At 55.1% G+C, this 23,245-nt stretch carries 21 protein-coding genes and 5 pseudogenes; 9 read left to right on the forward strand and 17 right to left on the reverse strand.

What is annotated here, in order from left to right:
• Positions 1-2: 2 nt before the first annotated feature.
• From ACHHV8_RS24365 to melA, 5 genes and pseudogenes are all read right to left on the reverse strand, one after another.
• A complete protein-coding gene (locus tag ACHHV8_RS24365) occupies positions 3-239 on the reverse strand; it encodes a hypothetical protein (RefSeq protein WP_395162012.1) in 237 nt (78 codons plus the stop codon).
• A 147-nt stretch (positions 240-386) separates the two neighbouring features.
• On the reverse strand, positions 387-1,589 hold the full coding sequence (locus tag ACHHV8_RS24370; RefSeq protein ID WP_395162013.1) for a M14 family zinc carboxypeptidase: 1,203 nt from the start codon (positions 1,587-1,589) through the stop codon (positions 387-389).
• A gap of 115 nt (positions 1,590-1,704) precedes the next feature.
• Positions 1,705-2,515 (reverse strand): annotated as a pseudogene (gene racE, locus ACHHV8_RS24375) (glutamate racemase).
• Positions 2,516-2,894: 379 nt separating this feature from the next.
• A complete protein-coding gene (locus ACHHV8_RS24380; RefSeq protein WP_395162014.1) occupies positions 2,895-3,527 on the reverse strand; it encodes an IucA/IucC family C-terminal-domain containing protein in 633 nt (210 codons plus the stop codon).
• A 401-nt stretch (positions 3,528-3,928) separates the two neighbouring features.
• A pseudogene (melA, locus tag ACHHV8_RS24385) lies at positions 3,929-5,228 on the reverse strand (alpha-galactosidase).
• A 302-nt stretch (positions 5,229-5,530) separates the two neighbouring features.
• Between melA and ACHHV8_RS24390 the strand changes: the two are divergent.
• Positions 5,531-6,397: an AraC family transcriptional regulator gene (locus ACHHV8_RS24390; protein ID WP_395162015.1), complete on the forward strand. Its 867-nt coding sequence runs from the start codon at positions 5,531-5,533 to the stop codon at positions 6,395-6,397.
• Between the two features lie 138 nt (positions 6,398-6,535).
• Here the strand turns inward: ACHHV8_RS24390 and ACHHV8_RS24395 are convergent, their stop codons facing one another.
• From ACHHV8_RS24395 to ACHHV8_RS24420, 6 genes and pseudogenes are all read right to left on the reverse strand, one after another.
• Positions 6,536-6,661 (reverse strand): hypothetical protein, encoded by a 126-nt coding sequence (locus ACHHV8_RS24395; RefSeq protein ID WP_395162016.1) that lies wholly within the window; start codon positions 6,659-6,661, stop codon positions 6,536-6,538.
• On the reverse strand, positions 6,637-6,846 hold the full coding sequence (locus ACHHV8_RS24400; protein WP_395162017.1) for a sensor histidine kinase: 210 nt from the start codon (positions 6,844-6,846) through the stop codon (positions 6,637-6,639). The genes ACHHV8_RS24395 and ACHHV8_RS24400 overlap by 25 nt, the downstream gene beginning before the upstream one ends.
• 517 nt (positions 6,847-7,363) lie before the next feature.
• Entirely contained in the window at positions 7,364-8,125 is a 762-nt protein-coding gene (locus ACHHV8_RS24405; protein ID WP_395162018.1) for an MDR/zinc-dependent alcohol dehydrogenase-like family protein, read from the reverse strand.
• Between the two features lie 70 nt (positions 8,126-8,195).
• Positions 8,196-8,423 (reverse strand): annotated as a pseudogene (locus tag ACHHV8_RS24410) (alcohol dehydrogenase catalytic domain-containing protein); the annotation flags it as partial.
• A gap of 312 nt (positions 8,424-8,735) precedes the next feature.
• The gene (locus tag ACHHV8_RS24415) at positions 8,736-10,775 is read right to left on the reverse strand and encodes a glycoside hydrolase family 15 protein (protein WP_395162019.1); all 2,040 of its coding nucleotides are present in this window, start codon (positions 10,773-10,775) and stop codon (positions 8,736-8,738) included.
• A gap of 182 nt (positions 10,776-10,957) precedes the next feature.
• Positions 10,958-11,395 carry a hypothetical protein gene (locus ACHHV8_RS24420; protein WP_395162020.1) on the reverse strand — a complete coding sequence of 146 codons (438 nt, stop codon included), beginning with the start codon at positions 11,393-11,395 and terminating at the stop codon, positions 10,958-10,960.
• A 207-nt stretch (positions 11,396-11,602) separates the two neighbouring features.
• On the opposite strand from ACHHV8_RS24420, the gene ACHHV8_RS24425 reads away from it, so the two are divergent.
• The 3 genes from ACHHV8_RS24425 to ACHHV8_RS24435 all read left to right on the forward strand — a co-directional run bounded on the left by ACHHV8_RS24425 (position 11,603) and on the right by ACHHV8_RS24435 (position 14,394).
• Positions 11,603-12,259, forward strand: a complete 657-nt coding sequence (locus ACHHV8_RS24425; RefSeq protein ID WP_395162021.1) for a helix-turn-helix domain-containing protein — start codon at positions 11,603-11,605, stop codon at positions 12,257-12,259.
• A gap of 41 nt (positions 12,260-12,300) precedes the next feature.
• Complete coding sequence (locus ACHHV8_RS24430; RefSeq protein ID WP_395162022.1) at positions 12,301-12,792, forward strand: hypothetical protein; 492 nt, start codon at positions 12,301-12,303, stop codon at positions 12,790-12,792.
• 456 nt (positions 12,793-13,248) lie between these two features.
• On the forward strand, positions 13,249-14,394 hold the full coding sequence (locus ACHHV8_RS24435) for a phosphodiester glycosidase family protein (protein WP_395162023.1): 1,146 nt from the start codon (positions 13,249-13,251) through the stop codon (positions 14,392-14,394).
• Between the two features lie 160 nt (positions 14,395-14,554).
• Here the strand turns inward: ACHHV8_RS24435 and ACHHV8_RS24440 are convergent, their stop codons facing one another.
• Positions 14,555-14,926, reverse strand: a complete 372-nt coding sequence (locus tag ACHHV8_RS24440; RefSeq protein ID WP_395162024.1) for a YtxH domain-containing protein — start codon at positions 14,924-14,926, stop codon at positions 14,555-14,557.
• A 14-nt stretch (positions 14,927-14,940) separates the two neighbouring features.
• Positions 14,941-15,402 (reverse strand): DUF948 domain-containing protein, encoded by a 462-nt coding sequence (locus tag ACHHV8_RS24445; protein ID WP_395162025.1) that lies wholly within the window; start codon positions 15,400-15,402, stop codon positions 14,941-14,943.
• Positions 15,403-15,689: 287 nt separating this feature from the next.
• Between ACHHV8_RS24445 and ACHHV8_RS24450 the strand changes: the two genes are divergently transcribed.
• The 3 genes from ACHHV8_RS24450 to ACHHV8_RS24460 all read left to right on the forward strand — a co-directional run bounded on the left by ACHHV8_RS24450 (position 15,690) and on the right by ACHHV8_RS24460 (position 18,165).
• Positions 15,690-16,328 (forward strand): bifunctional 4-hydroxy-2-oxoglutarate aldolase/2-dehydro-3-deoxy-phosphogluconate aldolase, encoded by a 639-nt coding sequence (locus ACHHV8_RS24450; protein ID WP_395162026.1) that lies wholly within the window; start codon positions 15,690-15,692, stop codon positions 16,326-16,328.
• Positions 16,329-16,505: 177 nt separating this feature from the next.
• Complete coding sequence (locus tag ACHHV8_RS24455) at positions 16,506-17,072, forward strand: DUF2339 domain-containing protein (RefSeq protein ID WP_395162027.1); 567 nt, start codon at positions 16,506-16,508, stop codon at positions 17,070-17,072.
• 37 nt (positions 17,073-17,109) lie between these two features.
• Positions 17,110-18,165 (forward strand): DUF2339 domain-containing protein, encoded by a 1,056-nt coding sequence (locus ACHHV8_RS24460; protein WP_395163613.1) that lies wholly within the window; start codon positions 17,110-17,112, stop codon positions 18,163-18,165.
• 231 nt (positions 18,166-18,396) lie between these two features.
• Here the strand turns inward: ACHHV8_RS24460 and ACHHV8_RS24465 are convergent, their stop codons facing one another.
• The 3 genes and pseudogenes from ACHHV8_RS24465 to thiD all read right to left on the reverse strand — a co-directional run bounded on the left by ACHHV8_RS24465 (position 18,397) and on the right by thiD (position 20,594).
• The gene (locus ACHHV8_RS24465; RefSeq protein WP_395162028.1) at positions 18,397-19,026 is read right to left on the reverse strand and encodes a helix-turn-helix transcriptional regulator; all 630 of its coding nucleotides are present in this window, start codon (positions 19,024-19,026) and stop codon (positions 18,397-18,399) included.
• Positions 19,027-19,214: 188 nt separating this feature from the next.
• Positions 19,215-19,652, reverse strand: a complete 438-nt coding sequence (locus ACHHV8_RS24470; RefSeq protein ID WP_395162029.1) for a DUF86 domain-containing protein — start codon at positions 19,650-19,652, stop codon at positions 19,215-19,217.
• 117 nt (positions 19,653-19,769) lie between these two features.
• A pseudogene (gene thiD / locus ACHHV8_RS24475) lies at positions 19,770-20,594 on the reverse strand (bifunctional hydroxymethylpyrimidine kinase/phosphomethylpyrimidine kinase).
• A gap of 208 nt (positions 20,595-20,802) precedes the next feature.
• Here thiD and ACHHV8_RS24480 point away from each other — a divergent pair.
• Positions 20,803-21,450, forward strand: a complete 648-nt coding sequence (locus ACHHV8_RS24480; RefSeq protein WP_395162030.1) for a thiamine phosphate synthase — start codon at positions 20,803-20,805, stop codon at positions 21,448-21,450.
• Positions 21,447-22,567 (forward strand): annotated as a pseudogene (gene thiO, locus ACHHV8_RS24485) (glycine oxidase ThiO). Before ACHHV8_RS24480 ends, thiO begins: the two are co-directional and overlap by 4 nt.
• Here the strand turns inward: thiO and ACHHV8_RS24490 are convergent.
• A complete protein-coding gene (locus ACHHV8_RS24490) occupies positions 22,568-23,230 on the reverse strand; it encodes a tetratricopeptide repeat protein (protein WP_395162031.1) in 663 nt (220 codons plus the stop codon).
• Between the last annotated feature and the right edge of the window lie 15 nt (positions 23,231-23,245).

Here is a 23,245-nt window from a genome sequence, read left to right on the forward strand (position 1 = left end):
GTCTATTTTATCAAATATTTGCGTTCGGCCCGGTCGGTAAACCAATGCATCAAGAATAGCGTTACCGCCATATCGTCAAAAGGCAGCCCCGGCAGCGCATCGGGCATAATCCAGTAGACGACGGCCGGGACGGCGAACAGCAGCTTCTCCCGCAAAGGAACCCGCGGCGAAGCCAGCAAAGGTCCGATACGCCGGAATACCTGTACCCAGCCCCGAAGCGACAGCCATCGTTTCCACATGTGCCTCTCCTCCTCTGACGGCTTATTGGCAGCCTGCTCGCAGGCTTCCTTCAAGTATACCGTCCGGGACATGGAAAGCCAAATGGAAGCAGACGTCGACAGATGGGGAGCGGCTCTTCCTGGCAGGAGCATCGCCATCAGTCTGCTCTAAACGATCAACCCCTCGATGAGAATGCCGATCACATCGTCGTAGATCGAGCGGAACTGCGACACCGGCAGCGGATTCGTCCCGATCCCCGCTTCGACCGTAAAGCCCGGACGGCGGTACTGCTGGATGAACCAGTCCTTATAGCCCGCATCGCTTTCCGGCAGCCGGACCGCCCGGTACCGGCTTACTTTGGCGAACCGCTCGGCGATCTGTTCAGACTCGGGCGGCTCCAAATCCCGGTAATTCCAGTAGATTTCCTGGCCTTGCGTATGGAACGCTATGACGAGCCGGAAATCATGGGACTGCGTGAAATCCGCCATGGCCCGCGCCTCCGGCTCGCTCAGCGGCGCTTCGCCGGTATAATCGCGGGGACCCGGCCCTGAGACCTCCCTTCGATCCCGCTCCAGCTCCCAATTCGCCGGAAATTGATCGTTCAGATCCACGCCGCGGATGTTGGCCTTCCAGCCTGAGAAATCTCTCGAGCCGTGGTTCCATTCGAGCAGCTGCGCATAGTAAGGGTTCCATGGCATCGCCCCTCCCTGCACGAGCTCTACGCCGTCCGGATTGACCATCGGCACAATCCAGAGCGACGCCGATTCATAAAGCGCCTTCATATCCCTGCCACGCAGCTGTCCGTCTCCCGTAAACGCATCGGCGTAGTCCTCAAGGAATTTCATCAGCAGCAATGTCGTGATCCATTCATTCGCATGAAACGAACCGTTGTAATGAACCTGCTTGGCCCCCGTACCGATACGGATGACCGGAATTGCCTGGCCGAGCACGCTGTCGCCGATAGAATCAATTTGAAGGAACGGATACCTTTGCCCGAGCAGCCGGATATCCTCCATCATCTCGATATATCCGTATCCGCTGCTTGTATCGACAATGTCCGGCCCCTGGCTCAGCGGCAGTACAATCGTCTGCCCGATCATCAGCCGGTTCGGATCGATCCCGGGATTGGCCGAAAGCAAATCGGTTAAGGCTACGCGAAACCGGTGGGCAATATCGTAAAAGGTGTCCCCCCTCTGGATGATATACTTCGGTGTTTCCACCAGAGGAAGCTGGATCACCTGTCCCGGGTAAATATAGCTCTGGGTTCTTAACTGCGGGTTCACGCTAAAAATAGATTCCAGATTGATATGATAACGGCGGGCGATCCGAAACAGCGTGTCGCCCTTCTGTACAACGTAGGAATAAACCATCCTGCTTCCATCCTCCCTTCATGCAGCCTAGGACGTTTAAGTTTAATTGTATGCGGCGCCGCATGAAAAAAGACGATTCCCGGACCTTACCGGGAATCGTCTCCTGACGATATACTCATATAATATGGGGAACCTGCCAGACGACCGGCGTCACGCGAATTTGCTCATTAAGCCAGGCCTGTGCGATTTTTTTGAACATCCGCGGGTCGCCGCTGCAAAAAAACTGGTGTACCGGCATAGGATTGGATGTCGCCAGCATACCTTTATGATATAGAATCGTACTGATTTCCCGGGCCGTCTCATCAGCCGAGCTGATTAAGGTGACATCGGGTCCCATCACATCGGCAATAGTGTCCGACAGAAAAGGGTAATGGGTGCAGCCTAGAATCAGGCAGTCCATCGGAAACCTCTTTAGGTTCGTCAAGCGAGCTTTCCACAACGTTCTGTGTCTGCTCCGACCGGAATAGACCTTTTTCCACAAGCGGTACGAACAGCGGACAGGGCTTGCTGACGACCTGAATCTGAGGAGATATTTGGCGAAGCGCATATTCATAGGCGCCGCTCTTGATCGTTCCATCCGTACCGATGACGCCGACTTTCCCGCTTCGCGTCGTTTTGATAGCTGCACGGGCTCCCGGATGAATCACCCCGACGACGGGAATCGATAAGCGCGCGCGAATTTCGTCCAATGCGACAGCCGTTGCGGTATTGCAGGCGATAACTATCATTTTCGGTTGAAATTGCAGCAAATAATCTACGATTTGGTGGGTGAATTGAATCACTTCATGAGGTGCTCTGGGTTCGTATGGAGTGCGTGCCGTGTCGCCGAAATAGATAATTTTTTCTTGCGGGAGCTGGCGCATCACTTCTTTGGCCACGGTAAGACCGCCTACTCCTGAATCCAATATGGCTATCGCTTGCTGCACAAGATCTCGCTTCCTTTGTCTGTAAATTCATAATACGCGGCGTGCCTCTAATAGAATATGAATCGGGGGGCCGAAAGGTACCGCATGAACTATGTATGACTGCATCAATTTATCATACCAGAAGCCATGTCCCGTTTCCATCATATCAGCCTATTATTAGCATTTCGTCAGCGTAGCAAGGCTGTCCCGTCATAGCAAAGGACAAGCCCCGCTCTGATGCCGCCCCCGTGATTCCTGGTCTCTGAAACCGGAGGAAGGCGGCGCCATCGGTTTATGAATTGTTGTTCGAAGCGGGGAAGGACGGCATAACAGGCAATCAACAGAAGAGGAAACCGGGGAATTCGTTGTGCGGTAAAACGCTCAGGCGCTTAGGCTCCGGTCATTTGCCGCCGGCCATACTGTAACCGTGCGTCAGCGCATATTTGTTCAGACGGTTGTCATCCGAAATTTTGGGACAGGTATAGCAGTGCCCCTCTTTTTTACCGGGCAGGCAGTAATACAGACAGCAGTCGGAGCGTACCAGCACCGGATCCGATTCCTCCCACGGATTGTCAACGGCGCGAAAATCCCGCGTAAGCGGATTGGCTTCCTTGCCCGGGAACCGGCTTCCTCCGGCACAGCCGTACAATTCGTTAAAATCATCCTCTACCCGCAGGCGTTCCTCACTGGATATACCCCCGCTTTGCAGCCAGTGCTTTTTCCAGTAGGCGATGGAATACGAAAGTGTTCCCCACAAGGTATGCTCCCGGATTCCTGTGATTTGGGCCAGCCTGTGCAGCATGGGAACGGCCTGCTCCGCAAACAGATGATCGAAGAATCTCGCTCTTCTCTCCCGGTCGTCCCGAATGCCGCGCAGGAAAGCCGGCTCTTCCGCATTCTTTACCAGAAACTTCAGGGCCGGTTCCTTCCATACCATGGTTATGTTGTCCCTGGACAAATCGACCGCGTCGCGCTGCCGAATAAAGCCGTGTAACGCCCCGGCTATCGGAAGGCCGTACCGCTTCAAAAACAAAGAACCGGTCACCTGCAGAGCGGGCGATTGAATGGATTCGGCGAAGCGGCTCAGAACGGAAAGCAGCTTAGCGTCATCCTCCAGGTCACTTCATTGCCAATACCTGGCCTTCAGCTTCCTCCAGGTTCGTAAATCGAATATGATAAGCTTCCGCCCATGTGCGGGAGTTGTTCGTATGCATCAATCATCGGCTCCTTCCATACAAGATGAGAGCTGTATTCTTCTTCAATTGATAATGATAATCAGTCTCCTAAAGATTGTCAATGAACGGAATTGACTTGATTGACCGATCTTTAACGAGACAGCCCTGCCAAAAGTAAAAGCCCTTTCCGCAGCAAGTACGGAAAAGGGCTTTGTGCATTGCCTTCGGCCACTGGCGGCCTCCCGCCTCACGGCCGGTATTACACGAACTTCGGCAGCCAGTCGCCGTGAGCTTCAATCAAGTCATCGCAGAGCGAGACAATGTCATCAATCGACAGCTCGGCGGAGGTATGAGGATCCAGCAGCGCCGCGTGATAGATGTGTTCTTTTTTGCCGGTTATCGCGGCTTCCAGCGTCAGCAGCTGGGTGTTGATGTTGGTTCAGGTTCAACGCTGCCAGCTGCGGCGGCAGATCGCCTACATAGGTCGGCGTCACTCCGCTGGAATCTACCAGGCACGGTACCTCGACGCAGGCTTCCTTCGGCAGGTTCGTGATCAATCCCGTATTCATCACGTTGCCGCCGATTTTGTACGGACGGTTCGTCTCCATCGCTTCGAACATATAGGAAGCATATTCCTTCGACCGGGTATGCTCCAGGTTCTTGTCGTTGACGAGCTCCTCGCGCATCGTCTTCCATCTCTCAATTTGACGGATGCAGCGGCGCGGATACTCGTCCAGAGGAATATTGAACCGGTCGATCAGCTCCGGATAATTTTTCTTAATAAAGTACGGATGATATTCGGCGTTATGCTCCGACGACTCGGTCACATAGTATCCGAAGCGGAACATCAGCTCGAAACGGACCATGTCCGTATGCTTCTCCTTCTGCAGCTCGCGCGCGCGGCGTTTGATTTCGGGATACAGGTCCACGCCGTCCTTCGTTGCCTCCAGCAGCCAAGCCATATGGTTGATGCCGGCGATTTTGGTTTGCACGCCTTCCGTTTCCATGCCAAGCGCTTTGAACAGATGCGGCATGCACGCCTGAACGCTGTGGCACAGGCCGACCGTTCTCACGCCTCCGTACGTATTCATCGCGTTGGTCAGCACCGCCATCGGATTCGTATAATTCAGGAACCAGGCGTCCGGACACACCTCTTGAATGTCTTTGGCGAAATCCAGCATGACGGGAATCGTTCGCAGGTTGCGGAAAATACCGCCGATCCCCAGCGTATCGGCGATCGTTTGACGCAGGCCGTACTTTTTGGGAATTTCAAAATCGGTAATCGTGCAGGGATCATACCCGCCGACCTGAATCGCGTTAACTACGTATTTGGCGCCGGTCAGCGCTTCCTTGCGGTTCGAATACGCTTTCACAACACAGCGGCTGCCGAGCGAGCTTTTCAAATTGTTCAGCATATTCTCGGAGTCTTTCAGACGGACGGGATCGATATCGAACAAAGCGAGCTCAAAATCCTGCAGCGCCGGCGTCATCATGCAATCGCCCAGCACATTTTTGGCAAACACGGTGGAACCTGCTCCTAGAAACGTAATTTTGGACATGGAATAAGGCCTCCCAGCTTCGAATAGGTATGCGTTGCTTCTTAGCTAGACTATACTCCTGCGCAAGCCGGAAGCATATGGATACAACCCACTTTTACATGGACGATTGTAGTGAAAGTGTTCGGCTCTCCGTCTTGCGGCTCTATCCGCATGCGGATATAATCATTTTATATCGTTAATTTATATCATCGTTCTGCCATGATTCAGCGGCGGCCCGCAAAGCTTGCTTAATGACATATGTAGTCTGTTATCCATGTAAATTGCCAATTGCATTCTAACGTTATCACTTTGGAGGTATCCGCGTGACCGCCAATCAGCCTTTTCATTCCGTCGCATTCAATCCGCACCCCGGCAAAGGCGAGCTTTCCGTGCTGTTCAGCGGCCAGGAGCAGACGAAGCCTCTTCACGGCGTCGGCCCGCAGGTGCTCGATTATCATCTCGTTCATTATGTGGTTTCCGGCCGCGGCACCTTCCGCTGCATGGGCAAAGAATATCAGCTGACGCAGGGCAGCAGCTTTTTTATTTTCCCCGGAGAGCTGGTCAGCTACAGCTCGGATGATTCCGAGCCATGGAGCTACCGCTGGATGGGCTTCAAGGGTCCCAAGGCCGACGAAAGTCTGAACGTGCTCGGCATCTCCCAGCACCGGCCTGTCGCCGTCACCCGCAATCACCGGAAAATGAGAGCGTTGTTTCACCAGCTCGAGCGCACGCTCCAGCTGCGGCAGACACAATGCGACATGGAGGCTCAAGGGTATTTGCGTCTTATTCTGGCGCAGTATGCGCAGGATTTGGTCGAGAATACGGCGCCCCACGGCGAAACGTCCGGCATCCAGCAGCAGGTGGAGCAGGCGATCCGCTGGCTGACGTTTCAGTATCATCAGCAGATCTCCATCGAGCAGATGGCGCAAAGCCTCGGCTATCACCGCACTCATTTATCCAAAATGTTCAAGCAGCATACCGGCATGTCGCCGATGAATTTTCTGCTGAAGATTCGCATGGAGCGGGCCAGGCTGCTGCTGCGCGAGCCGCTTACTATCGAGCAGGTCGCTTCCTCCGTCGGGTTCACCGACCCGTTATATTTCTCCAAGCAGTTCCGCAAATGGTTCGGCCGTTCCCCCTCGGAATACCGTCAGGATCAAACCGTCAATCCTTATGACTGCAATCAATAAAAGGGGCTCAGCGCCCCTTCCCCGCTCCGCGCTCGATTCATTACTGCGATACGTTCTCACGCCCCTGCAGCAATACGGCAGATTTAAGTCCAGCGGAAAAAAGCCGCCTGCATCCGTTAAGTAAATACCGCTTACCTCTTATTCGGCCTGCGGTCCGCTCCCGTCCGGAATCAGGAAGAACACGGTGGTTCCCACGTCCGGCTTGCTGATTACGGATAAGCCTTGGCCGTACCTTTGTGTCAGCCGCCGGTTCGTGTTGGCCACACACCGATCCCGCCTCGGCCCCTCATGGTTGGCTGCAGCAGCAGCTCCACCTGTTCCTGACTCATACCTATGCCGTCATCCTTGACTTCAACGAGCGCAGCTCCGTCCAGACGGGCAACCCGGATGTGCACCGTCCCTCCCTTGCTGCGGCTCAGAAGGCCGTGCTTGACGGCATTTTCAACCAATGGCTGGATGGTTAACGGCGGGAGCTGCAGGTCGATACCGTCCTCAACATCCCATACGACGGATAGCCTGTCTCTGAATCGTTCTTTCTCGATAAATAAATAAGCTTCGGTCAGCTCCAGCGCAGTGTCACAAGAACCATAAAGAACAAGATCATAAAGGTCAGATATTGTAGGGTGGTCTTATTGAATATTCGCATCATAAACTGAAAAGTTCGACATTTACAGTGAAGATTCCTCTCTATAGAAAGCCTGGCTGACGTCAAAATAATATTAAATCCAACAAAAATCGACGACTTTGCGAGTATCCCAGCGGGTGTTGCGGCGCTGGGCGGCGGTCGGTCGACGATATGCCTCACTCGGGCTTCCCTGCATGTTCCCATGCTTGCAAGGAAGCGGCGCTGGCTCCTGGAAGCGCCGCTCGCTCCTGGAAAATACAGCAAGCGCGGGCCTTCCTTTACGGATAGCCTGCGCTTGTATATTTTCAAGCTTATGCTTCTAGCCTGCCTACGGCTTCTTCCTAGACGGAGAAGCTGTATTCTACTTCCGCTCCGCCAGGCTTCAGCAAATCTTCCCACTTCGCACGCGGCACCAGATCGACCACCGCTTTGATCCCGATGCGGCTGAAATCGAGCGCTGGCACCTGACTGAGCGTCAGCCGGTCGGTCATGACTTGTTCCAGCACACCGGGAAACAGCTCCTCCATCTGCTCCAGCCGATACAGCCCGGTCTCGAAGTTTTTGCGGGAGGCGTTGACGGAGCCGAGTACGCATTTATTTTCCAGCACGATCTCCTGATTAATCACATCGCTCTCGATCTTCAGCGTCCTGCTGCCCGGCGTGACGCCAAGCAGTGCGAGCACGCCGCCCGGCCCGAGCGCCGTCATCGCTTCGAAAGCAAGCGGGCTGAAGCCCGTGCATTCGTAGATCAGATCGGCGCGCCTGCCCGTCTGCTTCAGGAAGCCGCTGAGCGTATTCCCGCCTCCGCCAGCTCCCGCCTCCGAACCGGCCGCACCGCCGGAGGGAGCGTCCACCGCTTCGCGGTATTCCGCCCCGCAGGCGCGGACCAGCTCCGCCGAGAGGCTGTCGGCAGGCGACTTCGACCAGACGACGGTGTCCAGGTCGAGACACCGGGAGGTCAGCGCCGCGAGCAGGCCGAGCGGTCCAGGAGCCGAGCACCACGACCGTCTTCGGCTGCCAGATGAGCCGCTGCTGCACGCGCTGAACCTGCTCCCACACCTTCTCGACAATACTCTGCGGCTCGGCCAGCACGCCGTAAGCAAGGCTGGTATGCGGCACCTTGACCAAATATCGCGCCTGTTCCACGTAATATTCCGACAGGTACCCGTGCCGCCCTTTAATGCCCCGCTCGACGTAATTTCCCGTTTCGCAGAAATCCGAGTGCCCGTTTCGGCAGTTTACGCACTCCGGATCCTTGCACGGCCTGCGTACGAGCGCGCAGACGAGATCGCCCGGTGCAAGCCCGCTGTCCGGGCCTGCTTCCTCGACGACCCCGAGCGATTCGTGACCGATCGTCAATCCGGTTTCCCCTTCCGGGGGAACGCCGTATTTCTCGGTCATCAGCTCGCCGGTCCGTCCCGTCCAGGCCGACGCAGAGCACGCGGACCAGCACGTCGTCCGGCAGCCGGACCTGCGGCTTGTCCACCTCGATCAGCTCGAGGCCCTTCCCGCCGCCGACTGCTGCCTCCGGCTGAGCGGTCTCTTTCTTTTTCTTCGGCTGCTTATTCGAAATCGTCCGCAAGCTGCCGTCCTTTTTAATTTCGAGTGGAGCATGCTTGCGCTCATATTCTTCCTGCTGCTTTAGAGCAGCCTGTCTCTCGCGTCCCTTCTCCTCCGCATCCTTCGTTTGCAAGCCGGTCAGCCGAATCGTTTTCATTGCGGCGCCCCCGTCGTTAGCAGCAGTTTTTTATCGCTGACATCCTCCTGCCCGCCGGCCTTGTTGCGAAGCTGCTTCAGCTTCGACACATATTCCTGCACGACTTTGACGAATGAAGCGTGGGACCAGGTCAAGGGCGATACCGACAACGGCGCGCCGGTAAAAGGCTCCACCTGCTCGGCCAGAATACCGCTTGGCAGCGCGTGGCGCATCGTCCAGCGGATCAGCTCCAAAGCCTCGCCCAGCTCCGCTTCGCTCTGGGCCTTCGCAATAGTCCACTCCGCATGCCATAGGGTGCAGATAAACCAGGGATTGCCCGGCACCCTTCCGACATCCTTTGTGACCTGGTGGTAATAATCGTCCGTATAGCGGGCGATGCCGCCCACATCCGTATTTACCCACAGCTGCTCGCGGATTGCTCTCATCGTCGAGACGATACGCGGATCGTCCGGCTCGAACAAGCCGAAATCGAATAAGGCATACAAGCTGGCATCCAGAGTGGAATCGGCTTCGTACGTGTTTTTGCCGCGGCTCCAGTAAAGGGAACGGACAAAGCGCTTCTCCCGCGCCAAATACATGTACTGCTCCACAGCCTGCTTCACCTTGGCCGCTTCGCCGCGGTAATAAACCATTCTCGCTTTATCCCGGAAATGCTCCGCAAAATTCGCCGCGGCCAGCAGCCCCCCGTATACGCTGGCTACCGTAAACGCATGAACGCCGTACCGTTCCTCCCATAAATCGTAGGACGGCAGCGGCAGCCCGCTGGCATCTTTATACGTTGCCAAGAACGAGGCGGCAGGGATGACGAAGTGATCGTAATCGTCCCTCGCCCGATCCAGCGTTCCGGCCAGCTGATGATGGTGCCACATCGTATACAGCACCAAGGCCGTCTCATCCTCTTGAATCGGAAGCTGCTTCTCGCCTGCGGTATTAATCCACGGATGCCAGCTGAACCCTGGAGAGCCGTCCGGATTATATTTATGCTGCAGATAACCGTCCTCCGTCAATGCCTGCTTGCAGAACTGGTAAAACCGCTGCGTCAGCTCCTTATACCCGGACCTGTCCAGCGCATGGGCAATCAGCGCGCCGTCCCTCGGCCACATGTAGGAATACGTGTCCTTGGCGAATTTCATGATATCGGAGTCATTGGCCGCAATGATTGCTCCGCGGTTATCCATATGGGCTCTTATGACGAGCAGGCTTCTTTTGTAAAAGGACGCCATATCGTTATCCAGCAGGCTCAGCTCATGCCGGTCTCTGGCCAGCCATTCCAGCCAGTAGTTATAGGTTCGCTGCAGAAGCCCTTGCGGAGAAATCTCCCGTACCTGCGCCTCCAGCTTCCGAATCTCCTGAAGGCTCTTGGCAAAGCAGATCCAGAACCACGAATCGAGCGTTCCCTTCGCCGGTACACGGATCTCCAGCTCGACGGTGCCGTCAACGGAGCCTTGGGCAATCGGATTGCGCCCGAGCTTCCCGTCCTCGGCGTCCCGCCACGTGCCCTCCAAGCCGTTCATTTCCTTCTGGCCGATCGCATAGCTGGAGCAGGCTGCCGCCTGCTGTCCCCCGGCCTGGCAGGACAGGGACATGTAACGATGCCCCTTGTAAAATACAAGGGACCGAAGATCCGGATCGTAGTAGATCGTATCTCCCACTCCATTGCCGTACAGATGCAGATCCAGGTGAAAATAGAGCTTGACGGTTCTCTCCCGGTCGGTCGTATTCTCGATCGTTACTTTGCGCACGAACACATTTTCCTTCGCATCGACGCCATCGCGCAGCTGCAGCTTCAAGCCCAGCCGTTCGTGAATCCCTTCGACATGCGTAATCATAGAATCGTTCAGGTAAGAGGCCTTCTTGTTCAGCTCCGGATTGTCAATCCAGAAGAAGCCCTCCTCCGTCCATACGCCGAAATGGGATAAATCGTTCGCCGCCTGGTTCTCCTGCCCGACATAAGGATAATACAAATCCCGGATATTATATTGCGCGTCGAAGTTAACCAATACATTGCCATTGCCCAGCGGTAAATCCCGTGCCAATATGCATTCCTCCTTTTGTCGCTCTTCCTAATTTCCCCTCAGACGCCCGCGCTTTATGCGTGGTGCCAGTGCAGGGTTTAGTGCGGGGCACGGGCCCGCAGATGTTTTTGGCGGTCATTTCCGTTTTTTGGCGCAAAAAAAGCACGCGCTTCACAAGCCGCATGCTTCTTATAGGGCCGCAATTATTTTTGCTTCCGCCCGTGTTTGACCAAAGTCATTCGCCGCGAATGCCGCAGCCAGGAATAATACGCTTTCAGATCTCTTAATTGAATATCCTCGGATATTTTTCCGAGAAAGGTCACGATAATCATCTTATGTAACGGATTGCCTGCAATATCCATTTCATCCTTCAGCTCTACGAATTCGGCGACCATCACCAAATCCTCGTCAATCAAATACACATCTTTTTCCTGCTCATAGTATGGCTTAATCCGTTGGTCCTTTAACGTATCCCACAAAAAAGAGCAGATCGGCTCGATGCCGCCTGTTCCGGTCTCCACCCGCTCCGCCCATCTGGATAAGGCATGGCTGGTGATGACGATATCAGCAATTTTATAACCGTTAAACTCCACATAAAAGGGTTCATACGTGCTCCAACGGTTCATTACTTTGTCTCTCATCCACACGGTCCCCCCTCAAAATGCGGTAAATCTCTCCCTCTATTCAATGTAGTATTTATACTACATCCCGTCAAGGCATTGTTTATATTTTTCAACTAAATTTTAGGTTAGCAACAAGTAAATCCCAATTAAAAGTATATTTTTTGTGTCCCTATTTATTTTCGCTCCTTCGTCCTATACAATAGTTTCAGAAAGGGGTGATTCACTGTGGGACAACCTATCCCCGAATTCGGTAAATTTCTCGAAAGCCTGCGCGGATCAATGTCGTTAAGAGAGGCGGCCAAGAAAAGCGGCTTGTCGCATGCGTATATTCGTGATTTGGAATTGGAGAGAAACCGGTCTACCAATGAAAAAATAACTCCGTCACCGGATACGCTGCAAAAATTATCTATAGCATACGGCTACTCGTATACCGATTTAATGGTGAAAGCGGGACATTTAATGGCTCACGAGCTTACCGCCGCCGCCTCGGAAACTTTATCCATCGACTTAAACGCCGTTCATTTCATTCAAATCGGGATGAAAGAAATCGTATACTGCAGCGGAGAGCTTAAAGCGAAGGAAAATATAGATTCCTTGCGGGATTTCAGCCGGTTTCTGGATGTTTTGGACGAGCATGACTATAAAAAGATCGATACCGATCTTTATGTCAATTTTCAGCATATCCGCAAGTATGATGAACGAGGAGGCAGGCTTTATTTCGACTCCAAGGGCACTGGGCCTTTCGTGATCATGTCCGCCATTCGCCAGCGAAAATACCACGATCTGATCCTCCGCACGATTTCCAACAATAATCAGACCTGCTTACAATATTTCTTCGGAGCCGCAGGAAGCGGCAAAACGTCCATCGCACCGACCGAATAAACGGATAAGCTTTGACAGGAATGACGGATAGAAAGGTTCACATGACACATCTTAGAGATCTTTTGACTTATTTTATTATGTGGTCTTCCATCACGGTATTTTGCTACACTTTATTTCGCTTTCGATTGCAGGCATACCGGCCGCAGCTGTTCTTCACCATGATCATTTTAACGCATACAGGCTACGTTGTTCCCCTGCTCGGATTGGAATCGCTCAGGCCGCTCATTTATACGGTCATCATGCTTTGCTGCACGATTTTATTTTTTAGGCTGCATTGGCTTCATGCGGCTGTTATGGTCATGGCTACATACGCCGTCTGTACTTTTTCCGTGTCCGCCATTAAGATGCTGCTGGCCGGCTGGAACTACGATGCCTACTTGCAGCTGGTCGGACCTTTATCCTCGCGGAACCGGGTGATTTTTGCCGTGTATATGTATCTGCTGACATGGTTCACCTACCAGTACCGCCTTGGGTTTACCTTTATTCCTTCCTATCCGGCCGCGTCTTCCCGGGTCCCGTACCTCTATGGATGAAAATAACGATAGGGCTTGGAACGGGATCGATTGCCGTCCGCATCCTCTCATTTTTTGCGTGGAAGGATTTGGTTCCTTTCGATTTCGTCGTCGTCTCTCTGCTGTGTATCGTTCTCTTCTATTTATTTTATAAAAAAGAAACCTCAGAATAGCTGGAGGCCACTGAAAAAGGCATCGCTCCGAGTATGGAACATTCTTCCGATCGCTGTTGTCCCTGGATTTCTTGGATTATATACCGCTTGTAGCGGTTGAAATCCAAGGACAAAGGCGAACGCTTTCGCTTCTACAGAACGATTCCGCACGCTCCGCCAGTTTTTCAGTCGCCTCAGAATAGCTGCTGTCAGCTTTTATCTGATAGAAAAAAGAAGGAAAAAGTCTCGTACTGAAACTTTTTCCTTCTTTTTTCGTCAATAACAATAGTTATGCAAATTATTGTAAATTGAAGGGAATTTATTCATGTCAGCCAATTTATCGAGCAATCCGAAGGCGCGTACTGCCGCTGTCCCCAAGAAGACTCGCTCCCCTCGCCCAAAGAAACGTACCTCTGCGCTTCTCACTCTATTTTTCTATACTATTTTCGCTCTATTTTTTATGGGGATGTTTACGAGTCTTTGGTTTTTCCTGACGGAGTCCGGAACGAATATCCGCTATATGATGGCGGATACGCTGATCACGACACAGCATCGGCATTGGGCCAAATATTTGATCGGAGAGGATGAGCTGCAAAAGCGGGTCGACCGCTACTGGAAGCAGTTCGATGCGTATACCGCGGTTCAGGATCAGCACCTAGTGCAGGTCGGCAAGCCGCAGGAGACGGCCGTGAAGGCGCCGGAGAAAAAGCCGCTCATCGAAATTGAACCGATCGAAGGCAGCAATTTCAAAGGAAAGCTGCTCATCGTCAACGACCCCAAATCGCTTCGAATCGCGGTGCCGGGCACGGCGGGCAAAGGCGAGAAGGTGTCGTCCATGGTCAAGCGGCTGGGCGCGGCTGCCGGCGTGAATGCAGGCGGCTTTGTCGATCCGGAATGGATGGGCAACGGCTTCCAGCCGACCGGGATCGTCATGTCAGGCGGGAAAATTTTTTATAACGACGGCGGGATGAATACGCCGAATCACATCGTCGGCATCGACAAGGACGGACGGCTGATCGCCGGTAAATACAAGCCCTCCGAGCTGCTGCAGATGGGCGTTCAGGAGGCGGTCACCTTCGCCCCCCGCTTCATCGTGAATGGTGTCGGGCAAATCAAGAACCAGGCGGACGGCTGGGGCATCGCTCCCCGCACATGCATCGCCCAGAAGGAGGACGGCACCATCATGTTCGCCATTATCGACGGCAGACAGCCGGGGTACAGCATCGGCGCTACGCTGTTCGACATTCAGAAGGTGTTTCTCGAGCATGGCGCAGTCACCGCGGCCAATCTGGACGGCGGCTCCTCCACCGTGCTTGTCCATAACAACGAAATTATTAACCGCCCCTCCAGCGAGTACGGCGAACGGTATTTGCCGACCGCCTGGCTCGTGTTCGAGCATCCTGAAACGGCAAACATCCGCAACATCTGGGAAGGTCTGGATCCGAGCAAGATCGATCCGTCCAAATGGTAAGCGGATCGAGGCTGCAATATGCATTCATTCAACGTGTTCCCCTAAGCGGGCGGCCGGTACGCCGCGCGAGGGGAACACGTTTTTTTCTGAAGGCGCCCGAAGCCCCGCAATCAGCAAAACAGGCCGCACCCGTAGGCACAGCCTGTTGTCACTATATCGGTTATTGATTGTTTTCTTCCTCATGGGTTGCGGCCACCGGCGCTTCCTCGGCCAAAGTCCCGCCGTCACGGCCGTTCTTCCAGGAACGGGCCGTTTCTTTTGCCTTGTCTACCCACTCGCTTGTATTCTTGCTGATGATTTGTGCCGTGTGCTGCGTTTTTTCGCTGATCGATCCCGCCAGCTGCTTCGATTTATCGGCGACCGTTCCCGCAACCTGCGTCGTTTTGTCCGTTACATTATGCACGCCCTCAGCGATATCCGCTCTCAGCTCACGGCCGGATTTCGGAGCGAACAGCAGCGCCGTCACCGCTCCAAGCACCGTACCTACTACCGCACCGATCAATAAATCTTTTCCTTTTTTCTCTACCGTCATCCTTTTCATCTCCCTCATGATTGTTCATCCGTTTGCGCCGCTGCTTTGGCGAGCCGGTGAGCCTGCCACCTTTGCCATAGATGCATGCCTGTCGAAGTCAGCTCAATCAAGTCCCTGACCGTATCCTTCTGGCCGCCCAGCGAGTCCTTGGCCTCCAATACGGTTTCCGTTAGCGTCCTTGATACCTGCTGCACCGACTGGGATAGACGGCTTGCCGCCGCCCCGGTCTGATCCATCGCGTCCACGAAGCCGTCGGCTGCCTTCAGCTTACGCTGAACATCCTCCAGCACCTGGGAGGATTGGCGGATCAGCTGAACCGATGCTTCCGTCGTCCGCGCCAGCTCCAGCTCGATCCGCGCCAGCGACTGCTGCGCCTGCTGCATGGCGCTGCGGCTCTCCTTGACGGCCGCAACGAGAAAACAGACCAGTACGATAAATGCGGCACAAGCCATGCCGATACTGATTTGCATGATCATATGCTGTCGCCTCCCTGCAAAAGCAACCGCCCTAGACGAATGCCTATGGAATAGTACAGTATAAGTAGGCGGCAGGGATTTTGACACAACTTTTTTGAAAAAAAGAACGAAGCGGCATACCGCACATTCCAATTCCTTTACGGTTTCAACTGCGGCGGGGAGAAAAACAGCTTGGCGGAGTATCGGAATTATAGCGTGAAGCGGCGATATCCTTACGTTACCCCGTTTCAATCTTGCCCAAACAATGGCATAATAGATTGCATACTGGGACAAGATGGAGGAACGAGATGAATCGGGAACAAGGCTTACAGCTCATTGAACAGACGCGTATTATTGCAATTGTGCGGGGTGTTGAAAAACAGCATATCGAGCGCGTCGCCCATGCGCTGCTGGAAGGCGGCGTTCGCGTAATGGAAATTACGCTGAATACGGACGGCGCTCCGGCGATGATCGCCGCGCTGCAGCAAAAGCTCGGAGATCAGATGTACATTGGAGCCGGAACCGTACTGGATCTGGAGGACGCGAAGAAGGCGCTTGACGCCGGAGCTTCCTATATCGTCACACCGAATATGGAGGAAGACGTCATCCGCTATGCGGCGGAACGCGGCATCCCTATTTATCCGGGCGCGATGACGCCGACGGAAATCGTCAAAGCCTGGAAAGCAGGCGCGACAGCCGTCAAAATTTTCCCTGGAGCGAGTCTCGGCCTTGGATATCTCAAAGAGCTGCAAGGTCCGCTGAACCATATCCCTATGGTGGCCGTGGGCGGAGTGAACGAGGAGAATATCGCGCAGTTTCTGCAGGCCGGCTGCTATGCGGTAGGCATCGGGGGCTCCCTCGTCAACCTGAAGGAAATTGCCGCAGGCAATTACGGCTGGATCCGGGATAAGGCGCAGCGGCTGATCGCCAATGCGAAGATCGGCTGACAGCATTTCATAGCATAAAGCGAAGCGGGCGCAGGCCCGCTTTTTTGCTGCGCGCCCGTGTTTCTTCGAGAAGCTGCCGCCTGGTACTAGAGAAAGTTAGTACTTATGAAAGAACTGGATTTTCATTACAATCATCTCAACATCCACTGAAACTATTTGGAAGCGAGATGATGAATCGTGAATGACACTCTTCGTAAATCGTGGATCTACCTGCTGGGCGCGCTGTTTATCGTAAGCTCGTTTATTTATTTGCTGAAATATACGATGAACCAGGGCTGGATTACGGACGAGGTGAAGATCGGTCTCGGTCTTGCCCTGGGTGCGGGTTGTATGATCGGAGGACTGAAATGGCTTCCGAAGCTGCAGCTCGCAGGTGAAATTACAACCGGCATAGGCGTCGCGCTTCTGTATACTACGTTCTCCTTTGCGGGAATATACTATGCCCTCTGGGAGCCGATGATCGTGTTCCTGTGCATGCTCGCACTGACCGCAGGTCTCAGCGTAACGGCTTCGCGGCTCCGCCTGCGGCTGCTGATGAATATCAGCCTGCTGGGCGGCCTTCTCTCTCCATGGATGCTGCGGCCGGAAACCGATCAGGTGTTTACGCTGTTCCTTTATTTGCTCGTGCTGAACGCGGCCTTCTTCGCGATCAGCTTAAAGCATCAATCTAACCGAGCTGCGGCTGGTCTCCTTTATCGGAACCTGGTTTCTGTATGCGGTATACTATATCCGCTTCGACCCTGAGCTCGGCCGGCTGTGGAGCCTGCCCTTCCGCTATGCGCTGGCCGCCTACGGCTTCTATGTCATCGCTTTTCTTATCTCATCTTGGAAAAACAACGTTAAATTCGACGGCTTGAATTTATATCTGGGCATCGTCAATGCCATCTTATTCGGGCTGTGGTCGATCGTCATCCTGAATGGCGTCGTATCATACGCCTATCCGTTAATGCTGATGGGGGTGCTGTACACTGCACTCGCTCTGCTCGTACAACGGATGACCGGAGCCTGCAGCGGCCCCGTGCTGACCAAGCTGGCCGGCGGCCTGCTGCTGATCCTGATCGCTTCCGGACAATTCGGCCAGCATCTTGCCGTAAAGCCGATGATTAACGTCTATTTCTGGCTGGCCGTCTCCTGCGGCCTGTTAGCTGCAGGGGCCCTGAAAGCACTGAACGGTCTAAAAGCGGCAGCCGTCGGCATCTGGCTGATTGTCGTATGCTACTGGTTCACCGTCACCTGGGATACGCCATGGGGAACCTGGTTCGGCGTGTTCATTCCGTTCCTGAACTGGGCCGCTCTCGCCTGGGAGCTGCTGGCGGCTATGGGGTTCTACTTCTCCCTGCGCATCTCGTTTCCCGCGCTTCGGCACGACGGAAACCGGCTTATAGCATACGCCTGCTCGATTCTGAGCCATCTGATTGTCGGCGGCCTATTGACCGTGCAGGTAAGGAATATGATCACAGAATACCGGCTGTCGGGCTGGATGGATCTGCAGCTGACGCTTTCCGTCTCTTGGGGCATCTATGCGCTGCTGCTGTTCTTATGGGGGGCGCGCAGCCGCCAATCGGTCTTCCGCGTCTTCGGCTCCGTCGTATTGATCGGGGTGGCTGCCAAGACACTGCTGCTGGATCTCTCCGGCAGCGAAACGATCTATAAGGTGCTGGTGCTGTTCCTGCTCGGCGTGATCACCTTTGCGATCGCTTATATCAACGGGAAATGGAAGCATGTGAGGGAACCGGGGAATGCTGCGGAAGACGGCAGCGCCGAGCAGCCGGCCGGTCCTGTCGGCTCCTCCCAAGAGGAACCTTCCGGTTCCCATTCGTCCGAGGATGTCCGTTGAGCGGCGGGCATGGATGGAAGACACACCTGCTTGGCCTGCCGCGGCACACACGCCTTGGTCTGCAAGAGCAGGAAACAGCCCCCGCTGTGGCTGTCTGTGCAGCTCCCGGCAGCGGTTCCACCGCATTGCACCGCATCGCACCTCGCCCCCGTCTCACCGCAGGCCCCGAAAGGCAAAAAAACCATCTTCCGGCAGCCGCTCTGCAGGAAGATGGTATATGAATGAATAGGTTCATTTCTCTTGAATCAAGTAAGAGCACTTAATGCCGCCCTTCACGAGGCATTCCGTCCGTTTGACGTCCGCGTCCAACAGTCTCTCGAACATCAGCAGCTCGCATTGGCAAGCGTGATTATACTGATTGGCTACCTGGGAAATAGGACAATTATGCTCATTAATGACAAACTGACCTTCCTCCGTTGCCGACCAGTCCACCATGTAGCCGTTCGCATTCTGGATCTCGGCAAGGGACTGCACGCGTTCGGACAAAGGCTTTCCCTTAATCTGCTCCTCATAGCGGCCGATTAACTTGTCCTTGCGGCGTTCGAAAAGCCGGTGCACCTTCTCTTCTCCCGCTTCATCCATCAGCTCGCCCAACAGATCCAGCGTCAAATAATGGTACTTCTTCGGAAAAAGCTCATCGGCTTCCTCCGTCAGCGAGTACAGGTTCGTCGGCCGGCCCATGGCTTGCCGAACCAGCTTCGACTCGATCAGACCGTCACGCTCCAGCGTGTTCAAGTGTCTCCGCACTGCCATCTCCGTAATACCTAGCTGTTTGGCCATATCGCTGACGGTTAAAGGGCCTTTCGTCTTCAGCATGGTCAATATGACTTTACGCGTCGAAACATCCTGCTCCTGGTTCATCCGGTCTCACCGCCTTTCTCATCTAAAGACTTTACTGTCATTGTATACGAAAAGACGGCATAAGTAAATTAGTATACTAAAATGTATCAAAAAGCCTAAACGAGGAAAATCAAGCCTCCGTGCCCTCGACCCGCATTGCAGCTCAGCGCTTGCGTATAGGCCGGCGGCCGGATCCTCGCGGTATCGTCCTATACCATTTCACGCCGGATAAACGCAGGCACAGCCTCTGCAAAAGCGCTCAATGCCTCGGACAGCCGCAAAACAAGCGGCTGCAAGCCTTCCCTTGCAAACGAGGCATATTCCTGCGTCAGCGGCCTGCGCAATTGAACAAGCTCGCGAAGCACCGAAGCGATCGAAGAATCAAAGACGCCCTCACCGTGCAGAATCTCGATAATATCCTCATAGCTGCTGGCGTCCCGCATCATAAAAGCGTCGATCAGCAGGCTGCCGACATCGGTCACCGTCTCGATTGCCAAGTGCAGCGTGCGCTCCTGCGCAAAATGCAGCAGCAGGCGCTCCGATTCCGGACAAGCGTCCCATTTGTCTGCAAGAAGGCTGCAGACTGCCTGCAGCTCCGGAATAAATTGCAGCCGCAGATCAATTTGCTCTTGATTCACATAATACATTGCGTGTTAACCCCGTTTCCTTTTTCTCCGTTTGGCCCACCAAATGATAGCGGGAAAGCAGACGATAACCAGTACGATCAGCAGGAGAGCCTGCATTAAATATTCATAGCTCATAGTTTAGAACGACTCCTTCGAGGCAGCCTGCCGCTCGCGCCAGTAAGCCCAATGGTTGGTAGCGTCCGTGTCCCGCGCCGAGCCCGAGCTCATGACGAATCGCCAGCGTGATAAATTTCTTCGCCGTATGCACCGCAGCCAGCAGGTCCTCTCCTTTGGCCAGCTCGGCGGTAATGACTGCCGAGAAGGTGCAGCCGGTCCCGTGCGTATGCCGCGTTTCATACCGCCGTCCTGTCAGCAAATGAAAGTCCGTACCGTCGAACAGCACATCGGTCGGATCGTCCTGGCTGTGTCCGCCCTTCACGACCGCCGCTTTAGCGCCGAATTGCTCCACCAGCCGTACGGCCGCTTCCTTCATCTGATCTAATGTACCGATTTCCATTCCGGTAATGACCTCGGCTTCCGGAATATTCGGCGTCACGACCGCTGCCAGCGGCAGCAGCTGCGTCCGCAGCGCCTGCTGCGCGCTCTCGGCCAGCAGGCTGGCACCGCCTTTGGCGATCATAACCGGATCGACAACGAGCTTGTCCAACTTATGCTTGCGGCCTGTTCCGCCACCAGCTCAATGACCGCAGGCTGGGACAGCATGCCGGTTTTCGCCGCATCCACTCCGATATCCCCGATCACCGCCTCCAGCTGCTTCTCAATGCCCTCGAGCGGAATATCGTAAATCCCGTGAACCCCTAATGTATTTTGCGCCGTTACCGCCGTAATCGCGGACATGCCGTAAACCTCAAGCATCTGGAAAGTTTTGAGATCGGCCTGAATCCCGGCGCCCCCGCCGCTGTCGGAGCCGGCAATCGTCAGAGCTTTAAATACCCGTTCCATCCTTGTATTCCCCTTTCGTATCTTTGTCCTGGCGACCGAAGCCTTTTTTCTTCATCCATTTAGTTTATCGGTCTCATTCGACAGCGTCAAGCTGACCCCGGGCGGAATCATTTGCGTTTCTTGATATTTTTATGACATCTGGGGCAAACGCTTTACGCTCCTAAGGAAGCTACGTTATGATGAATGAAAAAGAAGGGAATGCCGGAACATGAGCAGCAGCAGAAAGCACGAACTGCATGTCATTACGACCGGTAAGCAGGAGCTTTCCGAGCTTGCCGGGATACTCACGCATTGTCCGACCGGACTGATCGACGTACTGCACCTTCGGGAGAAGCAGCGCGGCGCCCGCGAGCTGGCGCAGTGGTATGCGACGCTTGCACCGCTGCTTCCCGAGAGCGCGATCTATATCAACGACCGGGTCGACGCGGCCCTTGCCGCCGGCGCTCCCGGCGTGCAGCTCGGCTATACGAGCCTGGACGCCAGGCAGAGCCGCCGTCTGCTGCCGGCAGGCGTCCGCATCGGCTGCTCCGTACACTCGCTGGAGGAGGCGGAGCAGGCCGCGGAAGCCGGCGCGGACTACGTGCTGTACGGCCATATTTTCGCGTCGGGCTCGAAGCCCGGCCTGGAGCCGCGGGGCCTGGAAGCGCTGGCGGCGATCGTCGAGGCTTGCCCGCTGCCCGTCATCGCCATCGGCGGAATGGAGCCGGAACGGATGGAGTCCGTGCTCGCCACCGGCTGTGCCGGGGCAGCCGTCCTGTCCTCGATTCTGCTTCACCCCCGGCCGGCAGAACAAATCGTCCGGTTTCGCGAAGCGCTAGACCGGACGCATCACATACCTAGGAGACGATTTCAATGAAGCGCACGACCGATTCAGCTATTATCATCGGAGGGGGCATTATCGGCAGCTCCATTGCTTTGGAGCTGCAGCGGGCAGGTGTCCGCTGCACCGTCATCGATAAAGGCGCCCTGCTGCAGGAGGCTTCTACGGCCGCAGCCGGGATGCTCGGAGCCCAAGTCGAAATCCATCGCCCGGGTCCGTTCTACGAGCTGTGCCGCTACAGCCAGCGCATGTATAAGGAATGAACCGAGGAGCTGGAGCAGTCCGGCGGCTTATCGGCGCAATATATAGAAGAAGGGATCCTTCGGGTCGCCTATAACGAAGAGGACGAACAGGAGCTTCGCAGCCGGCTGTCCTGGATTCAGGATGCGGAATGGATCGATGAACAGACGCTGAAGCGGATGGAGCCGGGGATTGGACGTGCGGAACGCGGCGGGCTTTATTTTGCCAAGGACCATCAAATTCATCCGGTTCATACCGCCGCCGCTCTTAGAGCGGCACTGCACCGGGAGGGCTGCGTTATTAAGGAATGGACCCCGTGTTCGGACTTGTGGAAAGAAACGGAACCATTTGCGGGGTGAAGACATCGGAAGGGGAATTGCTCGGCGATCATGTGATCCTTGCCGCGGGTGCGTGGAGCTCGGCGCTGTCGGAGCCCTACGGTCTAGCGCTGCCGATGTTCCCTGTGAAGGGGCAGTGTATTTCCGTTCAGCTGCCGTCGCCGATTATTCGGCATACCGTGTTTACGAAGGGCTGCTACATCGTGCCGAAGCTGGACGGAAGTCTGCTGATCGGCGCCTCGCAGGAGGAAGCCGGCTTCGATAAAAGAACGCACGTCTCGGTCATCGGCTCACTGCATGCAAGAGCCGCCGAGCTGCTGCCCGAGCTAGCCGAAGCGGAGTTCCTCCGCACCTGGGCCGGACTGCGGCCCGGCTCGCGCGACGAGCTGCCGTACATGGGCGTCTCCGAGCGGATGCCCGGCGTCATCTTTGCGACCGGCCATTACCGCAACGGCATTCTGCTGGCGCCCGTTACCGGAAGACTGGTCAAGCAGCAGGTGCTTGGGGAAGCCTTCGCGGTAGATCTATCCGCGTTCGCGCCGGACCGCGTGCTAAATCCCGCAGCGGCCCGCTAATTATTTAAACCTGGCAAGCAGCGCCCATTTCCGCTCAAACCGCCGCTTATATTTGGGAAGTCCGCGATACAGCTCTACCGTCTCCCGGTAGGCGTTGCGGGCTTCTTCCTTTTGCCCCAGCTGTTCGTATAAGCGGCCCATCCGGTAATAGGCTTCGCACGAGGAGGATTGGATCGAAGCGAATTCTCTCAAATAACCTATAGCCTTCGACGCATCCCGGCCCGCCCACGCTTCCGCAAGCCGCAGATAAGGCTCGCCGTACTTGACGCGAGGATTCATATCCAGCGCTTCGAGCAGCAGCCTTTCGCCCTCCTCCCAAGCTCCCAGCTTCAGCTGGCAGATACCGAGCTCAGCCCGGACTTCGGCCGAATCGTCCATCACGGATGCGACCTGTCTTAGCAGCTCGCCTGCTTCCTCAAACTGCTTGCGCTCCATCAAAATTCTCGCCGCCTCGAGCTTGGCCGAGGTTTGATGCGGACTCAGCCGCAGCTCCTGACGGAGCCTGGACAAGCGTCTAGACCTCTTCAACGGCTTGAGCACACTCGGCGTCAGCCCGATAAAGCGCCTCTCCAATACATAAAAGACGACAAGCAGCACGATCAAGGCCACGATCGGGCTTCCGGTTATCCACGTCAGCGCGAAAAATAACAACAGCTTACTCATGATTTCGGACTCCTC

The sequence above is a fragment of the Paenibacillus sp. TAB_01 genome, from assembly GCF_043945595.1.
Taxonomy (GTDB): domain Bacteria; phylum Bacillota; class Bacilli; order Paenibacillales; family NBRC-103111; genus Paenibacillus_S.